This window comes from Pantoea sp. M_10 (assembly GCF_008631515.1).
GTDB lineage: Bacteria > Pseudomonadota > Gammaproteobacteria > Enterobacterales > Enterobacteriaceae > Pantoea > Pantoea anthophila.
In genome coordinates this window covers 173,485-198,585 of record NZ_VWUL01000006.1, presented here as the reverse complement: position 1 = coordinate 198,585, position 25,101 = coordinate 173,485, and the positions used below count along the sequence as shown (strand labels likewise).

20 protein-coding genes, 4 tRNA genes and 1 pseudogene are annotated in these 25,101 nt (G+C 57.7%); 4 read left to right on the top strand and 21 right to left on the bottom strand.

Features of this window, described 5'->3' with window-relative positions; all coding sequences use genetic code 11:
* Positions 1 to 89: 89 nt before the first annotated feature.
* The 17 genes and pseudogenes from F3I47_RS17145 to trxA all read right to left on the bottom strand — a co-directional run bounded on the left by F3I47_RS17145 (position 90) and on the right by trxA (position 13,857).
* A tRNA-Pro gene (locus tag F3I47_RS17145) sits at positions 90 to 166 on the bottom strand.
* A gap of 20 nt (positions 167 to 186) precedes the next feature.
* Positions 187 to 273 (bottom strand) — tRNA-Leu (locus F3I47_RS17140).
* A 16-nt stretch (positions 274 to 289) separates the two neighbouring features.
* Positions 290 to 365 (bottom strand) — tRNA-His (locus F3I47_RS17135).
* 98 nt (positions 366 to 463) lie between these two features.
* Positions 464 to 540: transfer RNA gene (locus F3I47_RS17130), tRNA-Arg, on the bottom strand.
* 158 nt (positions 541 to 698) lie between these two features.
* On the bottom strand, positions 699 to 1,439 hold the full coding sequence (wecG, locus tag F3I47_RS17125; RefSeq protein ID WP_150029906.1) for a lipopolysaccharide N-acetylmannosaminouronosyltransferase: 741 nt from the start codon (positions 1,437 to 1,439) through the stop codon (positions 699 to 701).
* A gap of 25 nt (positions 1,440 to 1,464) precedes the next feature.
* On the bottom strand, positions 1,465 to 2,808 hold the full coding sequence (wzyE, locus tag F3I47_RS17120; protein ID WP_058958101.1) for an ECA oligosaccharide polymerase: 1,344 nt from the start codon (positions 2,806 to 2,808) through the stop codon (positions 1,465 to 1,467).
* Entirely contained in the window at positions 2,805 to 3,872 is a 1,068-nt protein-coding gene (locus tag F3I47_RS17115; protein ID WP_150041186.1) for a TDP-N-acetylfucosamine:lipid II N-acetylfucosaminyltransferase, read from the bottom strand. Before F3I47_RS17115 ends, wzyE begins: the two co-directional genes overlap by 4 nt.
* Positions 3,869 to 5,119 (bottom strand): lipid III flippase WzxE, encoded by a 1,251-nt coding sequence (gene wzxE, locus F3I47_RS17110; RefSeq protein ID WP_150029907.1) that lies wholly within the window; start codon positions 5,117 to 5,119, stop codon positions 3,869 to 3,871. The genes F3I47_RS17115 and wzxE overlap by 4 nt, the downstream gene beginning before the upstream one ends.
* Positions 5,119 to 6,249: a dTDP-4-amino-4,6-dideoxygalactose transaminase gene (gene rffA, locus F3I47_RS17105; RefSeq protein WP_009088429.1), complete on the bottom strand. Its 1,131-nt coding sequence runs from the start codon at positions 6,247 to 6,249 to the stop codon at positions 5,119 to 5,121. Before rffA ends, wzxE begins: the two co-directional genes overlap by 1 nt.
* Positions 6,236 to 6,943 (bottom strand): dTDP-4-amino-4,6-dideoxy-D-galactose acyltransferase, encoded by a 708-nt coding sequence (rffC, locus tag F3I47_RS17100; RefSeq protein ID WP_150029908.1) that lies wholly within the window; start codon positions 6,941 to 6,943, stop codon positions 6,236 to 6,238. Before rffC ends, rffA begins: the two co-directional genes overlap by 14 nt.
* A pseudogene (locus tag F3I47_RS17095) lies at positions 6,921 to 7,043 on the bottom strand (glucose-1-phosphate thymidylyltransferase 2 RmlA2); the annotation flags it as partial. The pseudogene F3I47_RS17095 and the gene rffC, both read right to left, overlap by 23 nt.
* Before the next feature lie 33 nt (positions 7,044 to 7,076).
* Positions 7,077 to 8,336 carry a UDP-N-acetyl-D-mannosamine dehydrogenase gene (gene wecC / locus F3I47_RS17090; protein ID WP_150029909.1) on the bottom strand — a complete coding sequence of 420 codons (1,260 nt, stop codon included), beginning with the start codon at positions 8,334 to 8,336 and terminating at the stop codon, positions 7,077 to 7,079.
* On the bottom strand, positions 8,333 to 9,463 hold the full coding sequence (wecB, locus tag F3I47_RS17085; protein ID WP_009088424.1) for a non-hydrolyzing UDP-N-acetylglucosamine 2-epimerase: 1,131 nt from the start codon (positions 9,461 to 9,463) through the stop codon (positions 8,333 to 8,335). Before wecB ends, wecC begins: the two co-directional genes overlap by 4 nt.
* Before the next feature lie 10 nt (positions 9,464 to 9,473).
* The gene (gene wzzE / locus F3I47_RS17080; RefSeq protein WP_009088421.1) at positions 9,474 to 10,523 is read right to left on the bottom strand and encodes an ECA polysaccharide chain length modulation protein; all 1,050 of its coding nucleotides are present in this window, start codon (positions 10,521 to 10,523) and stop codon (positions 9,474 to 9,476) included.
* A gap of 30 nt (positions 10,524 to 10,553) precedes the next feature.
* Positions 10,554 to 11,633: a UDP-N-acetylglucosamine--undecaprenyl-phosphate N-acetylglucosaminephosphotransferase gene (gene wecA / locus F3I47_RS17075; RefSeq protein ID WP_033736131.1), complete on the bottom strand. Its 1,080-nt coding sequence runs from the start codon at positions 11,631 to 11,633 to the stop codon at positions 10,554 to 10,556.
* Between the two features lie 280 nt (positions 11,634 to 11,913).
* Positions 11,914 to 13,173 carry a transcription termination factor Rho gene (rho, locus tag F3I47_RS17070; protein WP_003851960.1) on the bottom strand — a complete coding sequence of 420 codons (1,260 nt, stop codon included), beginning with the start codon at positions 13,171 to 13,173 and terminating at the stop codon, positions 11,914 to 11,916.
* Between the two features lie 351 nt (positions 13,174 to 13,524).
* A complete protein-coding gene (trxA, locus tag F3I47_RS17065) occupies positions 13,525 to 13,857 on the bottom strand; it encodes a thioredoxin TrxA (protein ID WP_003851963.1) in 333 nt (110 codons plus the stop codon).
* Between the two features lie 117 nt (positions 13,858 to 13,974).
* Here trxA and rhlB point away from each other — a divergent pair, with 117 nt between their 5' ends.
* Both rhlB and gppA read left to right on the top strand, forming a co-directional pair.
* Complete coding sequence (gene rhlB / locus F3I47_RS17060) at positions 13,975 to 15,267, top strand: ATP-dependent RNA helicase RhlB (protein ID WP_009088417.1); 1,293 nt, start codon at positions 13,975 to 13,977, stop codon at positions 15,265 to 15,267.
* A gap of 6 nt (positions 15,268 to 15,273) precedes the next feature.
* The gene (gene gppA / locus F3I47_RS17055; RefSeq protein ID WP_046100947.1) at positions 15,274 to 16,758 is read left to right on the top strand and encodes a guanosine-5'-triphosphate,3'-diphosphate diphosphatase; all 1,485 of its coding nucleotides are present in this window, start codon (positions 15,274 to 15,276) and stop codon (positions 16,756 to 16,758) included.
* Positions 16,759 to 16,804: 46 nt separating this feature from the next.
* Here the strand turns inward: gppA and rep are convergent, their stop codons facing one another.
* Positions 16,805 to 18,826: a DNA helicase Rep gene (gene rep, locus F3I47_RS17050; RefSeq protein ID WP_046100946.1), complete on the bottom strand. Its 2,022-nt coding sequence runs from the start codon at positions 18,824 to 18,826 to the stop codon at positions 16,805 to 16,807.
* Between the two features lie 75 nt (positions 18,827 to 18,901).
* Here rep and ppiC point away from each other — a divergent pair, with 75 nt between their 5' ends.
* Complete coding sequence (gene ppiC / locus F3I47_RS17045) at positions 18,902 to 19,183, top strand: peptidylprolyl isomerase PpiC (RefSeq protein ID WP_009088412.1); 282 nt, start codon at positions 18,902 to 18,904, stop codon at positions 19,181 to 19,183.
* Here ppiC and F3I47_RS17040 read toward each other — a convergent pair whose 3' ends face one another.
* Positions 19,184 to 21,244 (bottom strand): AsmA family protein, encoded by a 2,061-nt coding sequence (locus tag F3I47_RS17040; RefSeq protein ID WP_140923933.1) that lies wholly within the window; start codon positions 21,242 to 21,244, stop codon positions 19,184 to 19,186.
* A gap of 63 nt (positions 21,245 to 21,307) precedes the next feature.
* Complete coding sequence (gene pdeH / locus F3I47_RS17035; RefSeq protein ID WP_058958109.1) at positions 21,308 to 22,081, bottom strand: cyclic-guanylate-specific phosphodiesterase; 774 nt, start codon at positions 22,079 to 22,081, stop codon at positions 21,308 to 21,310.
* Positions 22,082 to 22,361: 280 nt separating this feature from the next.
* Here pdeH and F3I47_RS17030 point away from each other — a divergent pair, with 280 nt between their 5' ends.
* Positions 22,362 to 23,294 (top strand): sugar kinase, encoded by a 933-nt coding sequence (locus tag F3I47_RS17030; protein ID WP_009088407.1) that lies wholly within the window; start codon positions 22,362 to 22,364, stop codon positions 23,292 to 23,294.
* Here the strand turns inward: F3I47_RS17030 and msbA are convergent.
* Entirely contained in the window at positions 23,266 to 25,029 is a 1,764-nt protein-coding gene (msbA, locus tag F3I47_RS17025; protein ID WP_370462022.1) for a lipid A ABC transporter ATP-binding protein/permease MsbA, read from the bottom strand. The two genes, F3I47_RS17030 and msbA, sit on opposite strands and share 29 nt — an antisense overlap.
* Positions 25,030 to 25,101: the final 72 nt, after the last annotated feature.

Genomic DNA, 25,101 nt, shown 5'->3' with positions numbered 1-25,101 from the left:
GCCGTACCTGCCTGAACCTTCTGCAAAGGTCCTCACCCACTTTTCTACAGACGAAAAAAAACCTGTCTTTTCAGACAGGTTTCTAAAAATGGTCGGCGAGAGAGGATTCGAACCTCCGACCCACTGGTCCCAAACCAGTTGCGCTACCAAGCTGCGCTACTCGCCGATTTTTTTAACTGTTTTGCCTGGTGCGAAGAGAGGGACTTGAACCCTCACGTCCGTTAAGACACTAACACCTGAAGCTAGCGCGTCTACCAATTCCGCCACCTTCGCGTATCCCAGCAAAATCTGGGGTGGCTAATGGGACTCGAACCCACGACAACTGGAATCACAATCCAGGGCTCTACCAACTGAGCTATAGCCACCACTGTACTTAATGTTACAAGTCAAAGACCTGCAGCATGTAAATCTTTACTGCCAACCGCGGTAAATCAACCACCGAAGCTCATGCGCACAAACGATATGGCGCGCCCGACAGGATTCGAACCTGAGACCTCTGCCTCCGGAGGGCAGCGCTCTATCCAGCTGAGCTACGGGCGCGTAGCGCCGTTGCGGATGTGCATACTAGAGATAAGCGCCCATCGTGTCTAGTGCTTTTTAAATAAAAAGGCGCGTTTGATTACGCTTTGTGCATTTCGTCGACAAATAGTACATTTCCGTGCTCACCGTGCGTAAAAATGCGGCATTTATCAGCGATATCAGAGATCGCCGCGCCAGTGATAGCGCAAATATTTAAGCAGTTTTAACTGCCTGCGCAGGCGGCTCGGCTGCCGAATCAGACGGTAGAGCCACTCCAGCCCCAGCCGCTGCCAGATTTTGGGCGCGCGCTTCACATGGCCGGTGAAGACGTCGTAGGTTCCCCCTACCCCCATATAAAGTGCATCCGGCCAGTGTGCACGGCACGCCAGCATCAGCAGCTCCTGACGCGGCGATCCTAGGGCTACGGTCACCAGCTTCGCGCCGCTGGCGGCAATCCGGGCAAACAGGGCATCCTGATCCGCTGGCGCAAAATAGCCATCCTGCGCCCCGACAATATTCACATTCCACTGACGACGCAGCTTCGCGCAGGTCTCATCCAGCACCTGCTGACGACCGCCGACCAGAAACACCGGCGTGCCTTCCCGCCCGGCACGTTCCATCAGCGCCTCCCATAAATCCGCGCCGGCAATACGCTGCACTGACGCCTGCGGATACTTTTTACGGATCGAGCGCACAATGCTGATGCCATCGGCATAGGCATACTCCGCCTGCGCCAGCAGCGTGCGTAATCCCTCATCCCGCTCGGCGGTCAGGATCTTCTCCGCATTGATCGCCACCAGAATGCCGCTGCGTACGCTCTGCGGCGGCATCAGAAAGCTCACCGCCGACGACATATTTTTGAAGCCATACAGGTCAACGCCGCGGATCCGGTACTGCGGCGTATCCGTTAACTGTGTCATATCTTCCGTTAATCCCAGAGGTTAATCAGAGCGGGCTGTGTAGCACCCGTCCACTGCGGTCGCGAATTAAACCTGCGCGATCCAGTAACCAGAAAAGTAATTTAGCCAGGCCCAGACAGGCAGCAAAAATGATGCAGAAAAACACCACGCGTGAACCGAAGGCATCCAGCCCTTCGCGTGCCAGCACGATCATGTTAAAGACCGCACCAAAACAGAAGCTTTGCAGGATAGCACCGCTGTAGCGGTTGGCCTCACGGCAGCCACGCTGGTAGATCGCATCGAAGGCTTTAATAATCATCCCCACCGCCACGGCACCGATCGGAATCGCCCAGACGCCGCCCATGACCACCAGCGAGCCGATCAGCGTCGGAGAAATGGCCAGGCCCGAATGGTTATCCAGCACTTCCCAGGTGAAGTAGTTCGCGCTGTTCAGCACGGTCAGCGGCCGATCCGGCCACAGCCAGGTGGGAATAAACACGTAGAAATCGCGCCACAGCGGTGCCAGCCCCTGAAACTCTATCCTGGCGTAGTTATCCAGCAGCAGGGCCAGATTCTCCCACGGTGAGAACGTATCCCGCGTCAGATAAAGGAAGGTGTAAAACGCCTCATCGCCCATAACGTCCAGGTTATAGCGGCGCAGCGCCAGCCAGAACATTCCCGCGATAGCCATCACCCCTGCCGTTGCCAGCATCCACAGGGTGATCCAGCCGCGCGTGATACCGATAAACAGGAACAGCGCAAACGCAATGATGATATTGGCGCGAGTCCCGCCCACCAGCGCGTAGGTCAGCAGGCCAAAGGCCACCGTCACCACCAGAAACAGCAGCCAGTTGCGACGCGTAGGACGCAGAAAATAGGGGATCAGCATCGCCGGAATAAAGAAATAGAAGAAGCGCTTCAGCGCCACGCCCGACACTTCGCTGGAAAAGATCTGGTTATAGGCCGTCAGGCGGAACAGCAGAAAACCGTTGTGAATAAAGAACACCGTAACGGTGCCCAGCGCCACCAGCGCCAGAATCACACAGGTCAGGTGGGTTTCGACCCGGTTCATCTGCAGCCAGGGCTTTGCAGGCGGTGCATTGGCCGGTTTCAGCCGCACCTTATAACTGACGTAATAGATGGCATAAAACGCCGTGGCCGAGAGCAGCGCCTCCAGCAGGTTTTCCACCGGCACCACCTCAACGTGAAACCGGAACACCAGCAGGGAGGTCAGCGGAAAGCCGAAGTAGAAGGTCAGTAAAAACAGCAGCGTGAAAAAGAGGTGGAAGTTAAAACGGACACGCTTAAACTCCCGCCAGGTCAGGGTAAGAATGAAACCCAGCGACAGCAGATAGACCACCAGCAGGCCGCCAAACTGCATAAGACTCATGACTTTTCCCCTTCGCTGAGCTGTAACGCTGCCCGCCAGCCTGCCAGATAACCGGGAGCGAAAAAGGCGATCGCCGCTTTATCACAGGTCATAAGCTGGCGACGCGCCTCGGCGATAACAGCAGGCGACAGCGTATCTTCGCTGAACAGGACCGGCAACTGCTGCTCTGCCACATCGCGCCAGAATGGATTTTTGCGGGTCAGCACAAACGGCACGTTCGCCTGAATCAGCAGGCAGAGTGTGCCCACCCCCTGCTGACGTTCAAACATAAAATAGCCGACGTGGCAGCGCGCCAGCAGCGCCAGATAGGCTTCAAACGCCATATTTTCACGTATAAGGTTCACCTGCCCCTGCGGGAACAGCGTATCCGCTGCGGCCTGAATCTGGCTGATATAAGCCTCATTGCCCGGCGGATAACCCAGCGGCACCTCAATACGCACCTGCGCACCAAACTGCGCGTGAATCGCTTTTAAACCTTCAATATGGCGGTTACTGGGATCCCCCGAGTTGCCCAGCAGCAGCGTGAACGGTTCCGTCGGATCAGCCTGCACGGCGGCGGCAGGCATTCGGGTCGGGAAATAGAGCAGTGATCCCGGCACCCGGCGATGACGCTGCTGATAGTGGTGCAGATCCCCACGGGTGGCAAAAACCTGTGCCATCCGTCCCTGAGCTAACCGGCGAATGTGATAGAACAGGCGGAACTTCAGGCTGCGTGAGTCTTCATAAAGATCGGCTCCCCAGACATGCCAGAACAGCTGTGAACGGCGCAGCTTACCGCTAAGCAGTGCCAGCCAGATCCACGGGTTAAACTGGCCGTGACAGAAGAAACGCTGCTGACGGTTTTTTGCCCGCTGCACTACCGCCTGCGCCAGCGCTTTCTTGCTGGCGAAGCACTCGATCTGTAACGCACTGAACGTTGCCAGACTCTCGGGCTGCCCGGTCACCACCATAAAATGGCGTGGCGAAGCCGCAGGCTGCTCAACGCTGAGAACGTCGTTAAAAAAGCGCAGCACCGTGAGGTTGTGGTGGGGAATATCCGATCCCAGAACGTGAATTAAACTCATTTTTTCCGACAGTAAACAATAAAAGCGCCACAACACAGGGTAAAGTAAGCCATGTAGGTCAGCATATAGGCCTGTGCGGCCCCCGTTGCGCCATGTAACGGGATCAGCCAGCGTGAGAACAGGGTCAGTAACAGAAACTGGCTGATCTCAGTCAGAACATAAAAGCGCAGCGAGGCTTTGGCGATAACCAGATATCCGAAAACATAGGCGCCAACTTTAAAAACATCGCCGCACAGTTGCCAGACAAAGAGATCGCGCATCCCGCGAAAGGCTTCGGAGAAGAGCAGGCTGATGGCGAAATCGCGCAGCACCCAGACAGCCAGGCTGGCGATGGCCACGGCAGGCAGCACAAAGCGCAGCGCCCGGCCAATCTCCCGCGCGATGTCGCGCTTGTTATCGAGCCGTGCCAGGGTCGGCAGCAGCCAGACGCTGAAGGTGGCGGTAATAAACTGCAGATAGGCATCGGAAATGCTGGTCACGCCCTGCCACAACCCGACCTGCGCCCAGCCCTGCTGCTCTGCCAGCAGGTTACGCATCAGCACCCAGGCCACCGGCAGGGTTACCGCCGTGATCAGCGCCATCAGGGTATATTTCGCCAGATTGCGCGCCAGCTCAGGATGCCATTGCGGACGCAGCCAGCTCAGCGGCAGCGGCGCGCGGCGTTTCAGCATCACCAGTGCCGGCAGCAGCAGCAGGGCCGGCACCAGCGCCAGGCCGGTCAGTGCACCCTGATAGCCACCCAGCCACCAGCAGAGCAGATAGCCAATAACCCCAATCAGGCTGCCAGCGATCAGCGCCAGCGCATTGCCGCGCGCGTCGCGATACCCCTTCAGCAGCGCCAGCGTAAAGTTGGCCCAGGCGATGCCGAGCTGAAGGAAAGCGACCACGCGGATAACGCCCTGATAGCGGTCATGACCAAACAGCGCCGTGCTGATCGGGGCCGCCGCCAGCAAAAACAGCAGCGTCAGCGCGCCGGAAAAGCCCAGCACCATGGCCGATGCCGTGCCCACCAGCGCCCGCAGCTGGCCGGGCTGCTGCTGATACTGCGCCACATACGTGGTGACACCGTTGAAGATGCCCGCCCCGGCCAGTACACCCAGCACGGTAATCAGCTGACGAAAGTTCCCCGCCTGCCCCACACCTTCAGGACCGAAGCTGACCGCCAGCAGTTTCACCACCAGCAGACCAGACACAATTTTTACCAGCGTGGACGACGCGGTCCACACTGAGGCTCTGGCTAATGACATCAGGAAAAGAAGCTCAGCAGTGAGCTGATAACCGTGCTCTGATTATTATCTGACAGGTTATAAAACAGCGGCAGGCGCAGCAGGCGTTCGCTTTCCGCCGTGGTAAAGCGATCCTCCCCGACAAACTGCGAGAAACGCTCACCGGCAGGCGAACTGTGCAGCGGAATATAGTGGAACACCGTCAGTATCTCGGCTTCCTTCATCCAGTTAATCAGCGCCTGACGATCATCCTGATCGCGCAGCTTGATGTAGAACATATGGGCATTATGTTCGCAGCTGGCAGGGATCACGGGCAGGTCAATGCGCCCCTGTGCCGCCAGTGGCTGAAGCGCCTCATAGTAACGCTGCCAGATACGTAAACGCTGCTGGTTAATGCGTTCAGCCGCTTCCAGCTGTGCCCAGAGGTAGGCCGCCTGCAGATCGGCCATCAGGAAGCTCGATCCCATATCGCGCCAGGTGTATTTATCGACCTGACCGCGGAAGAACTGGCTGCGGTTCGTGCCCTTTTCCCGCACGATTTCGGCGCGCTCGACCAGACTGGCGTCGTTAATCAGGGTTGCCCCCCCTTCGCCACCCGCCGTGTAGTTCTTGGTTTCATGAAAGCTGAAGCAGCCGATATGACCGATGGTACCCAGCGCACGGCCTTTGTAGCGTGACATCACACCCTGCGCCGCATCTTCGATGACAAACAGCTTATGTTTTGCCGCCAGCGCCATGATGGTGTCCATTTCACAGGCGACGCCTGCGTAGTGCACCGGGACAATGGCACGGGTTTTTTCTGTGATGGCCGCTTCAATCAGGGTCTCATCAATATTCATAGTGTCCGGGCGGACATCGACAAAGACAATACGCGCGCCGCGCAGCACAAAGGCATTGGCGGTAGAGACAAAGGTGTAGCTCGGCATGATCACTTCATCGCCAGGCTGCAGATCGATAAGCAGCGCCGCCATCTCCAGCGAAGCGGTGCAGGAGGGGGTCAGCAGCACTTTTTTACTGCCGAAACGCTGCTCCATCCACTGCTGGCAGCGGCGGGTAAAGCCGCCGTCGCCGCACAGCTTGCCGCTGCTCATCGCCGACTGCATATACTCAATTTCTGTGCCCACCACGGGCGGCGCATTAAATGGAATCATGACCTTTCCTGTAAAACCAGTAGGCGGTGCTGTCGAGCCGGGCACCGCTGCGTAAATAGAGGCGCATCGCCGTAAGATTGCTGAGCTGAGTCGCCACCCGAAGCTGCGCGAGCTGCCTGACCCGCGCCCAGTCCGCCGCCGCCAGCATCAGTCGCTGACCCAGCCCCTGTCCCTGTGCGTCGGGCAGGACGCCGAGCAGGCCGATGCGGGCATCGCCCTCCACCGCACGCAGCGAAACAAAGCCCTGCACTCCACCCGCGGCATCGCAGGCGACCAGGCACTGATCGTCAAACGCCCCGCGCACCGCATTTTCAATCCACTGCGCATAAAAGCGGCCGCTGGCGTCCGGCGCATACCAGGGCGCACGAAAGCGGCTCTGACTGAAGAGCTGCGACGCGGCGTCACGCAGAGAGGGGATCTGTGCCTCACGCGCAATGCGAATGCCCGCCTGCCGTTCCGTCTGGTCAATCGCCAGCGTCAGATCGGCCTCGCCCTCCACCAGCTGGAACTGATTCTGCTGCAGCGTATCGATCAGCGCCGTTTCACCCGCAGCGACTTTCATCTGCATCAGTGCACAGGGATGGCGCAGCGCCTGTTCCAGTGGGGTGTCGCCTTGCAGCTCCAGCCGCACCGTCTCAACACCGAAGAATGCGCTCTCCCAGCTGAGGGGATTAATATTGACGTGGACGGGCATGTAATAAATCCAGCAGGTATTGGCCGTAGCCGGTTTTCGTCAACGCGTCACCCGCGGCGCGCAGCTGCTCATCACTCAGCCAGCCGTTACGCCAGGCAACCGCACATGTCAGTTATTTAAACGCTAAAACGCCTCATCGCCACACACCTTTGGTGTCGACAATCCATTGCTGCTGTACCTGAGCGGCATCGATGGCGCGGAAGGCGCGATGATCCACCAGCATCACCAGAATATCGGCCTGGGCCAGCGCCTGCTCGCCCGGGACCAGCTCAGCTTTGCCTGCCAGCGCGTCAGCGATCTGCGCAATGTGAGGCTCAACCACCCAGGTTGTGCCGCTGTGCCACTCCGCAATCTTATGCGCCACGCCCACCGCCGGGCTTTCGCGCAGATCGTCAATATTGGGTTTAAAAGCCAGGCCGAAGCAGGCGATGGTGATATCGCTGGCGCGCTTGCCGGTCTGGGTCAGGCACTCCGCCAGCGCGGTTTTTACCTGGTCCAGCACCCACTGCGGCTTGGCATCATTGACCTCGCGCGCGGTGCGGATCAGGCGGGCTAATTCGGGATTCTGCGCCACGATGAACCAGGGATCGACGGCGATACAGTGTCCCCCGACGCCCGGCCCCGGCTGCAGAATGTTGACGCGCGGATGGCGATTCGCCAGCGCAATCAGCTCCCAGACGTTGATCCCCTGATCGGCGCAAATCAGCGACAGCTCATTGGCAAAGGCGATGTTCACATCGCGGAAGCTGTTCTCAGTCAGCTTGCACATCTCGGCGGTGCGGGCGTTGGTTTCCACACACTCGCCTTTCAGGAAAATGCGATACAGCTCGCTGGCGCGGGCGGAACAGGCGGGTGTCATGCCGCCGATGACCCTGTCGTTATTGATCAGTTCGACCATCACCTGACCCGGCAGCACGCGCTCCGGGCAGTAGGCGACGAAGACATCGGGCGTCTCACCGAGCTGCGGGAAACGCAGATCGGGACGCGCCGCCGCCAGCCAGTCGGCCATCTGTTCCGTGCTGCCAACCGGCGACGTCGACTCCAGAATCACCAGATCGCCCTTCTTCAGCACAGGAGCTATCGACTCTGCGGCGGCTTTCACAAAGCGCAGGTCGGGCTGATGGTCATCTTTGAACGGGGTCGGCACGGCAATAAGAAAGGCGTCCGCAGGCTCAGGCTGGGTGGTGGCACGCAGGTCGCCACGCGTGACGGCAGCATGTACCACCTGATCTAAATCGGGCTCCACGATGTGGATCGCGCCACGGTTGATGGTTTCCACGGCGCGCGCGTTGATATCCACGCCCACCACTTTTTTTCCCTTTGAGGCAAAAACGGCTGCCGTCGGCAGCCCAATGTATCCCAGTCCAATCACGGAGATGGTTTCAAAACTCATAATTCGGCTCGGTTATCTTTTAAGGCTTGTAAAATACGACCGCAGGCTTTGCCATCGCCATAAGGATTATGGGCATGGCTCATCGCCTGCCAGGCCTCATCGTCGCTCAGCAGTTCGCTCACGCTGGCCACGATAGTGGCGACATCGGTTCCCACCAGTTTCACGGTGCCGGCATCGACCGCTTCCGGCCGCTCGGTGGTGTCGCGCATCACCAGCACCGGTTTACCCAGCGACGGCGCCTCTTCCTGGATACCGCCGGAGTCGGTGAGGATTAACCAGGCGCGGTTCATCAGCCAGACAAAAGGCAGATACTCCTGCGGTTCGATCAGAATGATATTTTCAATGCCGCTGAGTATCCGGTTAACCGGTTCGCTGACATTGGGATTGAGGTGCACCGGATAGACAATCTGCGCTTCCGGATGCTGGCGGGCAATCTGCGCCAGCGCGCTGCAGATCCGTTCAAATCCGCCGCCAAAGCTTTCACGACGATGACCGGTGACCAGTACCAGTTTCTTCTCCGGATCGAGAAACGGATAGCGCGCGGCCAGCTGCGCATTCAGATTGGTGTCATCCAGCACCCGATCACGTACCCACAGCAGCGCGTCAATAACCGTATTGCCGGTCACGATAATGCGTGAGTCGGCGAGATTTTCCTGCAGCAGATTCTGTCGCGAGCGCGAGGTCGGGGTGAAATGCAGGCGGGCGAGATGGCCGGTCAGCTTACGGTTGCCCTCTTCCGGCCACGGCGACGCGAGATCGCCGGTGCGCAGCCCGGCTTCCACATGGCCAACCGGAATCTGATGATAAAAGGCGGCCAGACTCGCCGCCAGCGTGGTGGTCGTGTCGCCGTGCACCAGCACGATGTCGGGCCGGAAGTCGAGCAGAACGGTTTTCATGCCCTCCAGGATGCGACAGGTGATCTCCGTCAGCCCCTGCTCAGGCCGCATGATGTTGAGATCGTAGTCCGGCTGCAGTCTGAACAGACGCAGCACCTGATCGAGCATTTCGCGATGCTGGGCGGTAACGCATAGCCGTGATTCAAACGCGGGATCCTGCGCCAGCGCCTGAACCAGCGGGGCCATTTTTATCGCTTCGGGGCGAGTACCAAATACGGTCAGAACTTTCACACTGTTTCTCTCAATCATGCGTGTCTGACATCAGACGCGGACGACGTGCCAGCGCCACACCCGCGCCGGTTAATGCCCCAACGGCACCCCACATAATCATCATGAACAGACGTCGCGGGCTGTCACGTGATACCGGCTCTTCCGGCGTACGCAGATAACGGTAGGTCTGGAACTGGCTGTTCAGTCTGGGTCCGGTCTGCAGCGTGGCCAGCATAGCTCTGTTTTGATCATAGCTGATATCGAAGCTGGGACCGGTGGCACGCAGGGTTTCAAGCTGTCCCTGCAGCACGGGCTGGCCCAGCAGGAAGAGATCGCTGTCCGCCAGATTTTCACCCGCTTCGCGCGTCTGTTTCTCATTGATACCCTGCTGACTGGCGATCTTCAGCGCCTGCTCCAGACGGTGCTGCTGGCGCTGGAATACGGCGTTCGCCACATCTTCCTGACGTTTTACCTGCGCCTGCAACTGATCGGTGCGCGCCTGCCAGGCCCCTTTTAACTCATCATTCAGATGACGTGCGGCACGCTCGCTGGCGTAGGCAATATACTGACGCAGCAGGTTGTTGGCGTCGCCTGCGGTTTCCGCTTTGAGTCTGACATTGTCCGGCAGGTTATGTGCCGCGTCCGCCGGGGTGAAGAGAATGTTGCCAATCATGTCGTCAAGCAGCGCGGCATCGTTGTGCGCGTTGCCGGTTTTACGACTCTTGTAGTAGTCGGTTTGTTGCCAGAACTCGCGACGCGTATCCCACGAGGCGAGCTGCATGATGAACTCCTGATAGACCTCATCCATCACCGTTGGCGAGGGTGCCGCCAGGGTTAACGCGTTGTTCCGCACATCCAGGTTGGTCAGAAACTGCTGCTGTGCATAGTAGGAGCCCAGCATATTTACCGTCGGACGATCGGTGATCGCCGTGGTGCTCCAGACCTGTTTCAGCAGCAGCGTCGCCAGCCAGGCGACCAGGGCAAACAGCAGGGCCAGCCCCACAATCCAGCGCTTGCCACGCCATAACCGGCAGCCTAAGCCGCGAAGATCCAGTTCGTTGTCCACAACGTCAGAAGGCATGGCAGAGATATCCTTTAATCAGCATCGGGTTCATTTATTTTTTGCTTCGCGATGATGGCTCAGACGGCGCTTGATGCGACGGATACGCCGCGCCACGCGCCATGCATGTTTCAGGCAGTAGCCATAAACCATGAACGCGCCCAGGAAAAGCAGCAGCATCACCCACTCAGGGATAAACGCCAGATATTCACCCAGCACCCCGATACCGGCGAGAATCGCGGCCGCGACGGTAATCAGCACAAAGGCCTGACGCGAGCTGAAGCCGGCGCGCATAATCAGATGGTGGATGTGCTGACGGTCAGCCGAGAACGGGCTCATGCCTTTGCGCAGACGGCGATACATGATTGCCACCATATCCATCAGGGGAATGGCGATGAGCCAGAGGGCGGTCACCGGCGTGATGGGGTGACTCAGACCCTGGGTGGTTTCCAGCAGAATCCAGATGATGGTGAAGCCGATCATGGTGCTGCCGGCGTCACCCATAAAGACTTTAAAGCGGCGGCCAAGAAAGCCCAGGTTGAGCAGAATATAGGGCAGCGTGGCGGCGATCATCGCAAAGCACCACATCGCCAGGCTGGTCTGCCCGTCGAAGTAGAGGATGATGCCCATAGCGGCAAAGGTCACTGAGGAGAGGCCGCCCAGCAGACCGTCGATGCCATCCACCATATTAAAGGCGTTAATCGCGGCCCAGACGGCAAACAGCGTCAGCACATAGCCAAAGGGCCCCACGATCAGCTCGAACGGACCGACGATAAAGCCCAGACTCAGCAGATAGAGTTTTGCCCCCACCATCATGACGACAGCGACCAGCGCCTGCACCACCGCGCGGATTTTAACGCTGATATCAAAGCGATCGTCGAGCGCCCCGACCAGCACCAGCACACCGGCACAGCCCAGATAGAGCAGCGCGTGTGGCAGATAGTAGTTGGTAATCGCGAACGTGAAGCAGATCCCTGCGAACACGGAAATGCCGCCCACCAACGGAATCGCGCCATGATGGCGTTTACGTGAGTTAGGCTTATCAACTAAACCAATTTTTTTAGCTGCTTTTCGAGCAAAAAAGAGGAAAGCCAGTGAAAAGAGAAAAATTAAACCAAGCTCAGTACTCATAGTGAGTAAATTCACGTTAAACGCTCTCAGCTAACATCCCGCACAACAATACGCGAAAAAGCGCGTTTATCGCTGTGTCGGATTCCGAATTCTGCATCAAGAGACAGACGAACGGTCAAAAATTCGCCATCACTACCACAGTCATTATAAATGCTCCTGCCAGTGTTCAATCCTATAGCTCACAAATGAAAAACGCCACGTCGGGACGTGGCGTAAGGGCGATTTTCTGCGAATCTGGATTAAAAAAGCCGAATCAGTGGTCCGGCCTGGCCGTATCAGATTATGAACGCTTCATCATGTCGAAGAATTCATCGTTGGTTTTCGTCATCGCCAGTTTGTTGATGAGGAACTCCATGGCGTCGATTTCGCCCATCGGGTGAATGATCTTACGCAGGATCCACATCTTCTGCAGCTCTTCCTGAGAGGTAAGCAGCTCTTCTTTACGTGTACCGGAGCGGTTGTAGTCAATCGCCGGGAAGACACGTTTTTCAGCGATTTTACGGGCGAGGTGCAGTTCCATGTTACCGGTACCCTTGAACTCTTCGTAAATCACTTCGTCCATCTTCGAACCGGTATCAACCAGCGCGGTGGCGATGATGGTCAGGCTGCCGCCCTCTTCCACGTTACGTGCAGCACCAAAGAAACGCTTTGGACGATGCAGGGCGTTGGCATCCACACCACCGGTCAGGACTTTACCTGACGCCGGCACCACGGTGTTATAAGCACGCGCCAGACGGGTGATGGAGTCGAGCAGGATGATGACATCTTTCTTGTGCTCAACCAGGCGCTTGGCTTTCTCGATGACCATTTCCGCAACCTGAACGTGGCGTGACGCCGGCTCATCGAAGGTTGAGGCAATGACTTCACCTTTGACCAGACGCTGCATCTCGGTCACTTCTTCCGGACGCTCATCGATCAGCAGGACCATCAGCACGCAGTCCGGGTAGTTGTACGCCAGGCTCTGCGCGATGTTCTGCAGCAGCATGGTTTTACCGGCTTTTGGCGGTGCAACAATCAGACCACGCTGACCACGACCGATCGGTGACGCCAGGTCCAGAACGCGGGCCGTTAAATCTTCCGTTGAACCATTACCCCGTTCCATACGCAGACGCTTGTTGGCGTGCAGCGGCGTGAGGTTTTCGAACAGAATCTTATTACGCGCGTTTTCCGGCTTGTCGTAGTTAACTTCGTTAACTTTGAGCAGCGCAAAATAGCGTTCACCTTCTTTCGGTGGACGGATTTTGCCAGAGATGGTGTCACCAGTGCGGAGGTTGAAGCGGCGGATTTGGCTGGGGGAAACGTAGATATCATCAGGGCCGGCGAGGTAGGAGCTGTCTCCGGAACGGAGGAATCCAAATCCATCCTGAAGAATCTCCAGCACGCCATCACCGAAGATGTCTTCGCCGCTCTTCGCGTGCTGCTTCAGGATTGAAAAGATAATGTCCTGCTTGCGCATGCGAGCCTGATTTTCCAGCCCCATATTTTCGCCGAGAGTAATCAGCTCAGCAACCGGCGTATTCTTTAATTCGGTAAGATTCATAGTGATGGGTTCTTAAACTCGGGGTAATACTCGGAATGTTTGTCGTGAATGGTATGGCAACTAATCCATGCCGTTAATGGCTCTTTTCGGCTCTTCCCGACGATCATCGAATGGAATGGCGATCGGTATGCAGGGAGATGTCCGAATGTAATGCCAGAGTTGGAGCTAACCGTAAGATTGCTGAACCGTTCTATCTTTATAAGGTACAGGGCGAATGGGTTCAACAAGGGAAAACTTTAGATGCTAACTACAAGGTAAGTTCGTAATGCAGTGTGAGTAAATTAGCACGCCTGAAAGCGAACGTCCAGCAGCAGGAGATAAATTCACCACTGCCAGACATTCAGTCCTGCATTACGCCAGGTTGGCGTTCAGGAACTCTTTCAGCTGGCCTTTAGACAGCGCGCCCACTTTGGTCGCGGCGACTTCGCCATTTTTGAACAGCAGCAGCGTCGGGATACCACGAATGCCATACTTCGGTGCCGTGCCTGGGTTATCGTCAATATTCAGCTTAGCGATGGTCAGCTTGCCATCATACTCTTCTGCAACTTCATCAAGGATTGGCGCGATCATTTTGCAAGGACCACACCATTCAGCCCAGAAATCTACCAGTGTAACGCCGTCGGCTTTCAGCACGTCGGTGTCGAAACTGTCATCAGTCAGATGAACGATTTTATCGCTGCTCATGTTTTACTCCACAAGATTATGCCTGGCGAATTGGCGTAATATATACCAATGTTGGTTGACTTTATTTCATCGGATACGCTTTCGTAAAGCGATAGTAAGCTGATATTCTACCACACTATGAGCAAAACACACTTAACTGAACAGAAGTTTTCCGACTTCGCCCTGCACCCTAAAGTGGTTGAAGCCCTTGATAGTAAAGGCTTTCAATACTGCACGCCGATTCAGGCGTTAGCTCTGCCTTTTACGCTTTCAGGGCGTGATGTTGCAGGCCAGGCGCAAACCGGTACCGGCAAAACGATGGCGTTTCTGACGTCAACGTTTCATCATCTTCTCTCTTATCCTGCGGCGGAAGGTCGTCAGGTTAATCAGCCACGGGCACTTATTCTTGCGCCAACGCGTGAACTTGCTGTGCAGATTCATGCAGATGCCGAACCCCTTACCGCCTCGACCGGCCTGAAACTGGGTCTCGCCTATGGCGGAGACGGTTATGATAAACAGCTGAAAGTGCTGGAGCAGGGCGTAGATATTCTGGTGGCCACCACCGGTCGCCTGATCGACTACGCGAAGCAGAATCACGTTAACCTCGGTGCCATCCAGGTCATGGTGCTGGACGAAGCCGATCGCATGTTCGATCTCGGCTTTATTAAAGATATTCGCTGGCTGTTCCGCCGTATGCCGCCTGCCACGCAGCGCCTGAGCATGCTCTTCTCGGCAACGCTCTCTTACCGCGTTCGTGAACTGGCATTCGAGCACATGAACAGCGCGGAATATGTGGAAGTGGAACCGGAACAGAAAACCGGCCATCGCATCCAGGAAGAGCTTTTCTATCCGTCTAACGAAGAGAAAATGCGCCTGCTGCAGACCCTGCTGGAAGAAGAGTGGCCGGATCGCGCCATTGTCTTCGCAAACACCAAGCACCGCTGTGAAGATATCTGGGGCCACCTGGCCGCTGATGGTCACCGCGTTGGCCTGCTGACCGGCGATGTGGCACAGAAGAAGCGCCTGCGCATTCTTGATGATTTCACCAAAGGGGACGTGGATATTCTGGTCGCGACTGACGTTGCTGCCCGTGGTCTGCACATCCCGGCGGTCACCCACGTCTTTAACTACGATCTGCCTGATGACTGTGAAGATTACGTTCACCGCATTGGCCGTACCGGTCGTGCAGGTGCCAGCGGACACTCTATCAGCCTGGCCTGTGAAGAGTACGCGCTGAATCTGCCATCGATTGAAGAGTACATTGGCCACAGCATTCCGGTCAGCAAGTACAGCAGCGAAGCCCTGTTAACCGATTTACCGCCGCCTAAGCGTCTGCAGCGCAGCCGTTCCGGCAATGGCCCACGCCGTGGAGGCAATAACGCTAATCGTCGCGGTGCGCCACGCAACAACAACCGTAAACGTTCAGGTTAGGCCACCATGCTCAGCGCGTCGTCACTTTATGCAGCGATTGATTTAGGGTCTAACAGCTTTCATATGTTGGTGGTGCGCGAGGTCTCTGGCAGTATTCAGACCGTGGCAAAAATTAAGCGCAAGGTTCGCCTTGCCGCCGGTCTGGATGCCAGTAATCAGTTGTCAGCCGAAGCCATGGCGCGTGGCTGGCAATGCCTCCGGCTCTTCTCTGAGCAACTGCAGGATATTCCCCCCGATCAGATCCGCGTGGTGGCGACCGCCACGCTGCGTCTGGCCGCGAATGCGCAGACCTTCCTCGATACCGCCCAGCAGATTCTTGGCTGCACCATCAACGTCATCAGCGGTGAAGAAGAGGCGCGCCTGATTTATCAGGGCGTGGCTCACACCACGGGCGGCTCCGACCAGCGTCTGGTGGTGGATATCGGTGGCGGCAGTACCGAGCTGGCAACCGGCGATGGTTCGCACGCGTCGGTGTTGTTCAGTCTGTCGATGGGCTGTGTCACCTGGCTGGAGCGCTTCTTCAGCGATCGTCATCTGGCAAAAGAGAATTTTGACCAGGCGGAGCAGGCTGCCCGTGAGATGATCCAGCCTGTTGCCGCGCAGCTGCGTCAGCAGGGCTGGCAGGCCTGTGTCGGTGCGTCCGGCACGGTGCAGGCGCTGCAGGAGATTATGGTGGCGCAGGGCATGGATGAGCGCATCACGCTGAGCAAGCTGCAGCAGCTTAAACAGCGCGCAATCCAGTGCGGCAAACTGGAAGAGCTTGAAATCGAAGGGCTGACGCTGGAACGGGCGCTGGTGTTCCCCAGCGGCCTGTCGATCCTGATCGCCATTTTCCAGACGCTCAATATCGATAGCATGACCCTGGCGGGCGGCGCGCTGCGTGAAGGGCTGGTCTACGGCATGCTGCATTTGCCTGTCGACCGCGATATCCGCACCCGCACGCTTCACAACGTCCAGCGCCGGTTCAGCATTGATGTTGAACAGGCGGATCGTGTGCGTCAGCTGGCGGAGAGCTTCTTCCGTCAGGTTTCCACTTCGTGGAAGCTGGATCAGCGCTGTCGTGAGCTGCTGCTCAGCGCCTGTGCGATCCACGAAATCGGCCTCAGCGTCGACTTCCGGCATGCGCCACAGCATGCGGCTTACCTGGTGCGGCATCTGGACCTGCCCGGCTTCACACCGGCGCAGAAGAAGTTGCTGGCCTGCCTGCTGCAAAACCAGAGCGGCAGCATCGATCTGGCGCTGCTGACCCAGCAAAACGCCCTGCCGCCGCGTCTGGCGGAACGGATGTGCCGTCTGCTGCGGCTGGCGATTATTTTCTCAACCCGCCGCCGCGATGACACCCTGCCAGCGGTACGACTCCAGGCGGACGATGATGCCCTGCATCTGACCCTGCCCGCTGGCTGGCTGGAAGCGCATCCGCTGCGCAGCGAGCTGCTGGAGCAGGAGAGCCACTATCAGTCCTATGTTCACTGGTTGTTAACCCTGTCGTAATACCTGCGTCTGAGGCGAATCGCCTTCGCCTCTCCGCCTGACGTGCTTACCCTTTTCTGGCTTTATCCAGCATCGCCCGCAGACCGGCAACCCGGCTCTGCCCGGTTTTCATCCGCTCCTCGGCACTGACCACTTTGCGCTCCGTCTCCCACTGCAGATCGTCCTGCGGCAGCTCCAGCAGAAAACGGCTCGGTTCCGGTCGCACCAGCTCGCCATATTGCCGCCGTTCACGGCAGAGGGTAAAGGTCAGCTCTTTCTGTGCCCGCGTGATGCCGACGTAGGCCAGACGACGCTCCTCTTCGATATTGTTCTCATCAATGCTGCTCTGGTGCGGCAACAGCCCCTCTTCCATACCCACCAGGAACACATAGGGGAACTCCAGCCCTTTGGAGGCGTGCAGCGTCATCAGCTGCACCTGATCCAGCTCTTCATCACTTTCACCGCGCTCCATCATGTCGCGCAGGGTAAAGCGCGTGACCACCTGGGCCAGCGTCATCGGCTCGTCGATATCGCTGCCCTCCAGCATTTCGGTCATCCACTGAAACAGCGTGTTGACGTTCTTCATCCGCATTTCTGCGGCTTTCGGACTGCCGGAGGTTTCGAACAGCCAGCTTTCGTAATCGATGCCGCGAATCAGATCGCGGACCGCGTTGACCGGCTCGCGTTCGGTCAGCTGGATGATCTCATTCAGCCAGTGGGTAAAGCGCTGCAGATGCTCCAGGCCGCGTCCGCTGAGCGTCTGACCCAGCCCGACATCAAAACTGGCATGAAACAGGCTCTTGCTGCGCAGATTCGCCCATTCACCGAGCTTCTGCAGCGTCGCCGGACCAATCTCGCGACGCGGTGTGTTGACGATGCGCAGGAACGCACTGTCATCCTCAGGGTTAGTCAGCACGCGCAGATAGGCGAGCAGGTCTTTAATCTCCGGCCGTGAGAAGAACGAGGTGCCGCCAGAGATGCGATAGGGAATGCGGTTCTGCATCAGAAACTTTTCAAAGGTGCGTGACTGATGGTTACCACGGTAGAGGATCGCGTAATCTTTGTACTGCGTTTTGTTGATAAAGTGATGCGCAATCAGTTCGCCGGTGACCCGCTCCGCTTCATGCTCTTCGCTGTTGGCGGTCACCACTTTGAGTTCGCTGCCCTGCCCCAGTTCGGAGAAGAGCCGCTTTTCAAACACGTGCGGGTTGTTGGCAATCAGGATGTTCGCCGCTTTCAGGATGCGCTGCGAGGAGCGGTAGTTCTGCTCCAGCTTCACCACTTCCAGCGCCGGAAAGTCCTGACTCAGCAGCACCAGATTCTGAGGTCGTGCGCCGCGCCAGGAGTAGATCGACTGGTCATCATCACCCACCACCGTGAAGCGCGCCCGCGCGCCAACCAGCAGTTTAACCAGCTCATACTGGCTGGTGTTGGTATCCTGGTACTCATCCACCAGCAGATAGCGGATACGCTGCTGCCAGCGTTCGCGCACCTCCTGATTACGCTGCAGCAGCAGCGTCGGCAGCAGGATCAAATCGTCAAAATCGAGGACGTTGCACGATTTGAGATGCTGACTGTAGAGGCCATAGCAGTGGGCAAAAATATTCTCCTGCTGTGAACGCGCCTGCGCGGCCGCGCCCTGCGGATCGATCAGGTCATTTTTCCAGTTTGAGATGGTGGAGATGAGCTGCTGCAACAGCGTCTTATCCTCCTCCAGCCACTCTCTGGTCAGCTCTTTCAGCAGGGCGAGCTGATCCTGATCGTCGAACAGCGAGAAGTTAGACTTCATGCCCAGCGCCGCCGTTTCACGCTTGATGATCTCCAGGCCCAGCGTGTGGAAGGTGGAGATCAGCAGCCCGCGCGCCTCTTTGCGACCCAGCGTCTGCGCCACACGCTCTTTCATTTCGCGCGAGGCTTTATTGGTGAAGGTCACCGCAGCGATGTGTCGCGCCTGATAGCCGCACTCACGAATCAGATGGGCGATTTTATTGGTAATTACGCGGGTTTTGCCCGATCCCGCGCCCGCCAGTACCAGACAGGGACCGGTAACAAATTCGACGGCACGTTGTTGGCTGGGGTTTAAACGCATAGAAGAAATCGCCTGATTGAATCAAAAGAAAGGGGTTTATACTGGGCGGCAATTATACACAACCGAGATACCAACATGGCGAAAACCGCGGCGGCTTTACACATCCTGGTCAAAGAGGAAGCGCTGGCAAAAGAGATTCTGGCGAAACTGGCGAAGGGCGGCAATTTCCAGCAGCTGGCGAAGAAGCATTCGACCTGTCCTTCCGGCCGTAAGGGAGGCGATCTGGGCGAGTTTCGCCAGGGACAGATGGTACCGGCCTTTGATAAAGCGGTCTTTACCTGCCCGTTGCTGACGCCTTACGGGCCGGTAAAGACCGGCTTTGGTTATCACATTATCAAAGTGCTCTACCGCAACTAGTTACTTCTTCTGCTTCATCTGCTGCAGAACGTTGCTGCACTGGTTGTCTTCGTTGTCGCTGGGGGAGATCAGTGCCAGCAGCGCCGCTGCCGGCCCCACGACCGCACCCAGCGCCACGGCAGCGGCCCCACGGGCCAGCAGTGGCCCCGCTTTCACGCCCGCATCCGGATTCTTAAAGGTGCCGCGCACGTAGAGCGGAGAGCGCAGCGTGACGATGCGGACACCTTTACTCTCCGGATTGATCGACAGGTCCAGTCGCTCACTGGCGAAGTTGGCGTTCCCTGACACATTGATAATCGCGTTCTCGGTATCAAACACAAACAGGTTCGGCGTCGCCAGACCATTCTGCAGTCTGATATCGGTGGCCGCGCAGTTGATGCGCACCTGATCGTCGCCAAAGAGTTTGCCGACCACGTAGTTACCCACGTTGAGTCCGGCGATCTCCATCAGATTGCGGCTGATCAGCCCGTCATTCATCAGCAGCTTCAGCTGACCGTTGCTGGTCGCCAGCAGGTCGGCGACCGAGTTGCCGGTGCCGGTAAAGCTGGCATCACCGTTGAGCTGACCCAGGCTGTTCTTCATCGCCTGCACATCCGGGAACAGCTGACGCAAACGCAGCTTGCGTGCATGCAGGTCAACCCGGCCACGCATCGGTGAACGATCGCCCTCCAGCCGGATAGTGCTGTTGAGATTGCCGCCCGCGATACCAAAGCGCAGCGGATCCAGCAGCAGATCGCCGTTTTTGAGCTGTAAGTGGGTATAGAGATCGCTCAGCGGCAGTGAGTTGCTGTGTTCGATACGTTTGCCGCTGAACTTCACGTCGGCATCCATGACATCCCAGCTTTTGGTTTCAAACCTGTCGTGCGGCAGTACACGGTCAGCAGGCTGATTCGATTTCTCACCGCGCCGGGCTTTGGCCTGGGCGGTCTTCTCACTCCCTTTGCCGGAGTTCACACCAATCAGCGGCCCCAGATCGGCCATGCGCAGTTGCTCAGAGGTGAGTTCCCCGGTGAGGGTGGGACGCGGTTTGCCCTGCGTGTAGATCAGCGAGCCATGAATATCGCTGTCGCCGATATGACCGTTAAATTTCTCATAGCGGTAGACCGCGCCCTTTTCCCCGCTGAATTTCGCGATCAGATGGCCGTCCGTTTCATAAGGCGGGGTATCAGGCAGCAGAACGCCGGTCAGGCCATAGAGGTTCGCCAGCGTATCGCCGGAGAAACGCAGACGCACATTCAGTCCGCCCAGGTTCATCGGGTCCTGCACGCCCCCGGTTACCTGAACCCGCGTGGTGCCGTTTCGCACATCGGCCTGTACCGGGAAAGGGGTGTTCTGGCTGCGCAGCGAGAGCATGCCGCCAATCCTGCCTTCACCGCTGAGCTTTTCATTGTTGTAGGTGCCACTGGCCTGCCAGCCAAAGACGAAGTCTCCCGCGCCCTTCTGCTGATCGTCACCGCCGGCAATCTGCGCATAGGGCACCGGTTTGCCCAGCGGATTCACCTGTACCGTGACATCGGCGCGGTTAACCGCATCGCGATAGCGGATTTGCCCCTGATCAAACAGGATATTATCCAGCCGGAAGGACCAGGCCGAGGGCGCGCTGTCCTTGTCATCCTTGTCACTACCCGCGAGATCGAACGTCCAGTTATTCTTTTTATCCGCCGTCTGAATCAGGCGCGCATCAGGTCGCTGCAGCTTAATCCACGGGATGAAAAGCTCTTTGTGCAGCAGCGACAGCGGTGCCAGCGTCGCGTCGGCCCGTTGCAGATGGACCATGGTGACATCAGGAATGCCGGGCGGGTTACCCAGCATGATATCTTCGGCGTGTATCTGCGGCCACGGCACCCAGCGCCGCCAGCCCGACTCGTCGCGATGGCGCACCCAGTCGATCCCCAGATCCCCGCGGATGGCAAAAGGACGATTGAGTTCGGTTGAGACTTTCTGATTGATGGTGGGCTTCAGACGGTTCCAGTCAAATGTCGCGATCACCACAATAATCACCACAATCAACAACACCAGAATGCCTGCAACCCAACTGACGATTTTCCCGGTACGCGACATGTCGCTTTCTCCTTGCTCTTTCACGGCCTGCGTTAAAGATAGTCGAGACGGCGGGCAACGGCATCAGGGAAGCTGGAGAGTCAGATGATTCAGTTCAGAAAATGGGACAGGCCGCGAAAAGTAGTAGCCCTGAGCCGCGATGGCCGGGGAACCCCTGACCTGCTGCCACTGCTCTTCCGTTTCCACGCCCTCGACAATCACACCGTTACAGTAGCGATTGATGAGCGCCAGCAGCATCGAAAAGAGGCTGCGCCCTTCATCAGAACTGCCCAGCAGAATAAACAGGTCGCGCGACAGCTTGATGTAGTCATATTTCAGTTCGGTCAGCGCGGAGAAATTGGCCATGCCAGAGCCAAAATCATCCAGCCACAGCGGGCCCAGTTCCGGGATCTTAGCGACTCTCTCCGCCTGTGGCAGCGCATGATGCTCTGTCAGCTCAAAGCGGATCCAGGGCAGGCGGGCGATCAGGCGACGAATGGCGGGCCGGTGCTGAATAGAGAGCAGCGAGGGGCCATCGATGTTGACCGACGCGACCACACCGTTGCGCTCGAAGAAGGCGGACCACTGCGTCAGCAGTTCCAGCTGCTCATAGATCACATTGAGGCGCTGGGCGATATCGAGCCCGGCAAACCAGGCCTCGGGTGACAGATTCCGTTCCGGCTGGGCAGGATGAGAAACGGCGGTCAGCAGTTCAATGGCGAGTAACCGACCGGTTACCCGATAGATAGGCTGGAACCGATAGCGCCGCTGGCACTGTTGCCAGAAGAGCGGGGTTTCCGTTTGATAATCAGGGTCAATTGAAGACGGCAGCCATTGACTAATACTCTCCATCACCATGGTGTTTTCCTGGTTGATAATATGTCCCCAAAACGGGTGACGCAGCTGCGATTATCGTGAGTGTCTGTGGTAAAGAGATGAACGAAACGGCCACAAAAAGGGAAAGTCTATCAGCTGCGTCGCCCGCATAATCGGTAAAAAAAGCCGAAATTAGCGCCTCTTATCCGCCAGATTAGCCCTCTCCTGCACCTTAAGCTAAATCAAAACAGCGTTTTAAAAGCGTTGACGACTGCCATACCAGACGCGAGACTGAGCACTCTTTCACTACGGGTTGCAAACCATGACGCAGAAGAAAATTGCCATTATCGGCGAATGCATGATTGAGCTGTCGGAAAAGGGTGAGAACATCAAACGGGGTTTTGGCGGCGATACGCTGAACACGGCGGTTTATCTCGCCCGCCAGGTGGATGAGCAGCAGTTACGGGTCGATTACGTCACGGCGCTGGGGACGGATTCGTTCAGCGATCAGATGATAACCGCCTGGCAGCAGGAGAAGGTCAACACCGGCCTGATTCAGCGTCTCGATAATAAAATGCCAGGCCTGTATGTGATTGAAACCGATGCGGAGGGCGAGCGCACCTTCTGGTACTGGCGCAGCGACGCCGCGGCCCGCTACTGGCTCGACAGCCCGCAGTCAGAGGCGATCGCCGACCAGCTGGCGCACTATGACTATCTTTACCTCAGCGGCATCAGTCTGGCGATTCTGCCCGCTGCCAGCCGGGAGAAACTGATGCAGCTTCTGGCCCGCTGCCGGGCAGAGGGCGGCAGGGTGATTTTCGATAATAACTATCGCCCGCGTTTATGGGCCGATCGGGCCAGTGCGCAGAGCGCGTATCGCGCCATGCTCAGCTGTACCGATATCGCCTTTCTCACCCTGGATGATGAACATCTGCTGTGGGGCGAGCAGCCGCTGGAGGAGGTTATCGCGCGAACCCGCGAAGCAGGCGCCAGCGAAATTGTGATTAAACGGGGTGCGGAGGCCTGCCTGGTCGCCACGGGTGATGCGCCGCTGATTGAGGTGCCTGCGGTCCGGCTGGCGAAGGAGAAGGTGGTGGATACGACGGCCGCGGGCGATTCGTTCAGCGCCGGATATCTGGCGCGCCGCCTGACCGGCGCATCGGCTGAAGCCGCCGCACAGCGCGGGCATCTGATCGCCAGCACGGTGATTCAGCATCGTGGCGCGATTATTCCGGCAGAGGCGATGCCTGACTGAACTGCATCTGATAAAGCCGGGCATAAGCGCCGTTCTGCTGCAGCAGCTGCTGATGCGAGCCGCGCTCAACGATCCGGCCCTCTTCGATAAGCAGGATCTCATCGGCTTTCTCAATGGTTGAGAGCCGGTGCGCAATAATCAGCGTGGTGCGGTTCTGCTGCAGCGTCTCCAGCGCAGACTGAATCGCCCGTTCTGAGCCGGTATCGAGGGCCGAGGTTGCTTCGTCGAGGATCAGAACGGGACTGTCGCGCAGCAGGGCGCGGGCAATGGCAATGCGCTGGCGCTGTCCACCCGACAGCAGCACCCCATTCTCCCCAATCATCGTATCCAGCCCATTCTCCATTTTATTGATGAATTCCATGGCATGAGCCATCTGCGCCGCCTGTTCGACTGCGGCGCGGCTGAAGAGATCACGACGGGCATAGGCGATATTGTTGGCGATGGTGTCATTGAACAGATGAACATGCTGAGAGACCAGCGCCATCTGCTCGCGCAGCGAGGCCAGGGTATAGTCACGCAGATCGTGCCCATCCAGCAAAATTTCGCCGCTGTCGATATCGTAAAAACGCGTGAGCAGGCTGGCGAGGGTCGATTTACCTGAGCCGGAACGGCCCACCAGGGCGACCGTTTTCCCGGCCGGTATATCAATATTGATTGCGTTCAGGGCGGGCGTTTCCGAACCGGGATAGGTGAAGCTGACGTTGCGGAACGCGATATGACCGGCGGCGCGTCCGATAACGCGGGTGCCCTCATCTTTTTCCTGCTCAGTATCCAGAATCGCAAACAGTGTCTGGCAGGCGGCCATGCCGCGCTGGAACTGCGCATTGACGCTGGTCAGGGACTTTAACGGACGCATCAGCATCAGCATGGCGGAAAAGACCGCGCTGAGGGTGCCTGCCGTCAGCGTCGTCATTACCGACGGAAAACTGGCCGCATAGAGCACAAAAGCCAGTGCGAAAGAGGCGATCAGCTGGATAAGCGGATCGGACAACGCGGTGGCCGACACCATTTTCATCCCCTGACGACGCATCCTGTTGCTGACCTGTCCAAACCGCTCTGTCTCCACCCGCTGACCGCCGAACATCAGCACCTCTTTATGCCCTTTCAGCATCTGCTCAGCATGGGAGGTGACCAGCCCCATGGTGTCCTGCATGTTCCTGCTGATGCGGCGAAAGCGCCGGGAGACGAGGCGGATCGCCAGCGACACCACGGGCGCAAGTACCAGCAGGATCAGGGAAAGCTGCCAGCTGTAGTAAAACATCATGACAAACAGGCCAAGGATAGAGGCACCTTCACGCACCACCGTGACCAGCGAGCCGGAAGAGGCGGAGGCGACCTGCTCGCAATCGTAGCTGATGCGGGAGAGCAGCGTGCCGGTTGATTGCTGATCAAAGAACGCCACCGGCATCCCCATCATATGGCTGAAGAGACGACGGCGCAGGCTCATCACCACTTTACCGGAGACCCAGGAGATACAGTAACCGGAGATATAGCCGCTGACGCCGCGGATCAGGATCAGCCCGATAATCACCAGCGGCATCCACAGCAGCATCCCCGCATGCCGCCTGCCCATCACATCGTCCAGCAGGCTTTTCAGCAATGTCAGCATAAACGGGTCTATGGCGGCGTTGACGATGAGGGCTATCCCGGCGACCACCAGGCCCAGCCTGAAGGGTGAAATCGTGGGCCACAGTCGCGTAAACGTCTGTCTGGCAGAGAGTGTGGGTTCAGACATGGCATGCATCTTACCGTTGTGTAGGAACGGATGATGATATGTTAAACCGTATCAACCAACCGGAAACTGCCC

Coding starts and splice junctions, on each gene's coding strand:
- rhlB (WP_009088417.1), top strand. CDS start 13,975: ATGAGCAAAACACACTTAACTGAACAGAAGTTTTCCGACTTCGCCCTG.
- F3I47_RS17040 (WP_140923933.1), bottom strand. CDS start 21,244: ATGTCGCGTACCGGGAAAATCGTCAGTTGGGTTGCAGGCATTCTGGTG.
- rffA (WP_009088429.1), bottom strand. CDS start 6,249: ATGATTCCATTTAATGCGCCGCCCGTGGTGGGCACAGAAATTGAGTAT.
- wzzE (WP_009088421.1), bottom strand. CDS start 10,523: ATGCCTTCTGACGTTGTGGACAACGAACTGGATCTTCGCGGCTTAGGC.
- F3I47_RS17115 (WP_150041186.1), bottom strand. CDS start 3,872: ATGAGTTTAATTCACGTTCTGGGATCGGATATTCCCCACCACAACCTC.
- gppA (WP_046100947.1), top strand. CDS start 15,274: ATGCTCAGCGCGTCGTCACTTTATGCAGCGATTGATTTAGGGTCTAAC.
- trxA (WP_003851963.1), bottom strand. CDS start 13,857: ATGAGCAGCGATAAAATCGTTCATCTGACTGATGACAGTTTCGACACC.
- wzxE (WP_150029907.1), bottom strand. CDS start 5,119: ATGTCATTAGCCAGAGCCTCAGTGTGGACCGCGTCGTCCACGCTGGTA.
- rho (WP_003851960.1), bottom strand. CDS start 13,173: ATGAATCTTACCGAATTAAAGAATACGCCGGTTGCTGAGCTGATTACT.
- pdeH (WP_058958109.1), bottom strand. CDS start 22,081: ATGGTGATGGAGAGTATTAGTCAATGGCTGCCGTCTTCAATTGACCCT.
- F3I47_RS17030 (WP_009088407.1), top strand. CDS start 22,362: ATGACGCAGAAGAAAATTGCCATTATCGGCGAATGCATGATTGAGCTG.
- ppiC (WP_009088412.1), top strand. CDS start 18,902: ATGGCGAAAACCGCGGCGGCTTTACACATCCTGGTCAAAGAGGAAGCG.
- wecC (WP_150029909.1), bottom strand. CDS start 8,336: ATGAGTTTTGAAACCATCTCCGTGATTGGACTGGGATACATTGGGCTG.
- wecA (WP_033736131.1), bottom strand. CDS start 11,633: ATGAGTACTGAGCTTGGTTTAATTTTTCTCTTTTCACTGGCTTTCCTC.
- wecG (WP_150029906.1), bottom strand. CDS start 1,439: ATGACACAGTTAACGGATACGCCGCAGTACCGGATCCGCGGCGTTGAC.
- rffC (WP_150029908.1), bottom strand. CDS start 6,943: ATGCCCGTCCACGTCAATATTAATCCCCTCAGCTGGGAGAGCGCATTC.
- wzyE (WP_058958101.1), bottom strand. CDS start 2,808: ATGAGTCTTATGCAGTTTGGCGGCCTGCTGGTGGTCTATCTGCTGTCG.
- rep (WP_046100946.1), bottom strand. CDS start 18,826: ATGCGTTTAAACCCCAGCCAACAACGTGCCGTCGAATTTGTTACCGGT.
- msbA (WP_370462022.1), bottom strand. CDS start 25,029: ATGTCTGAACCCACACTCTCTGCCAGACAGACGTTTACGCGACTGTGG.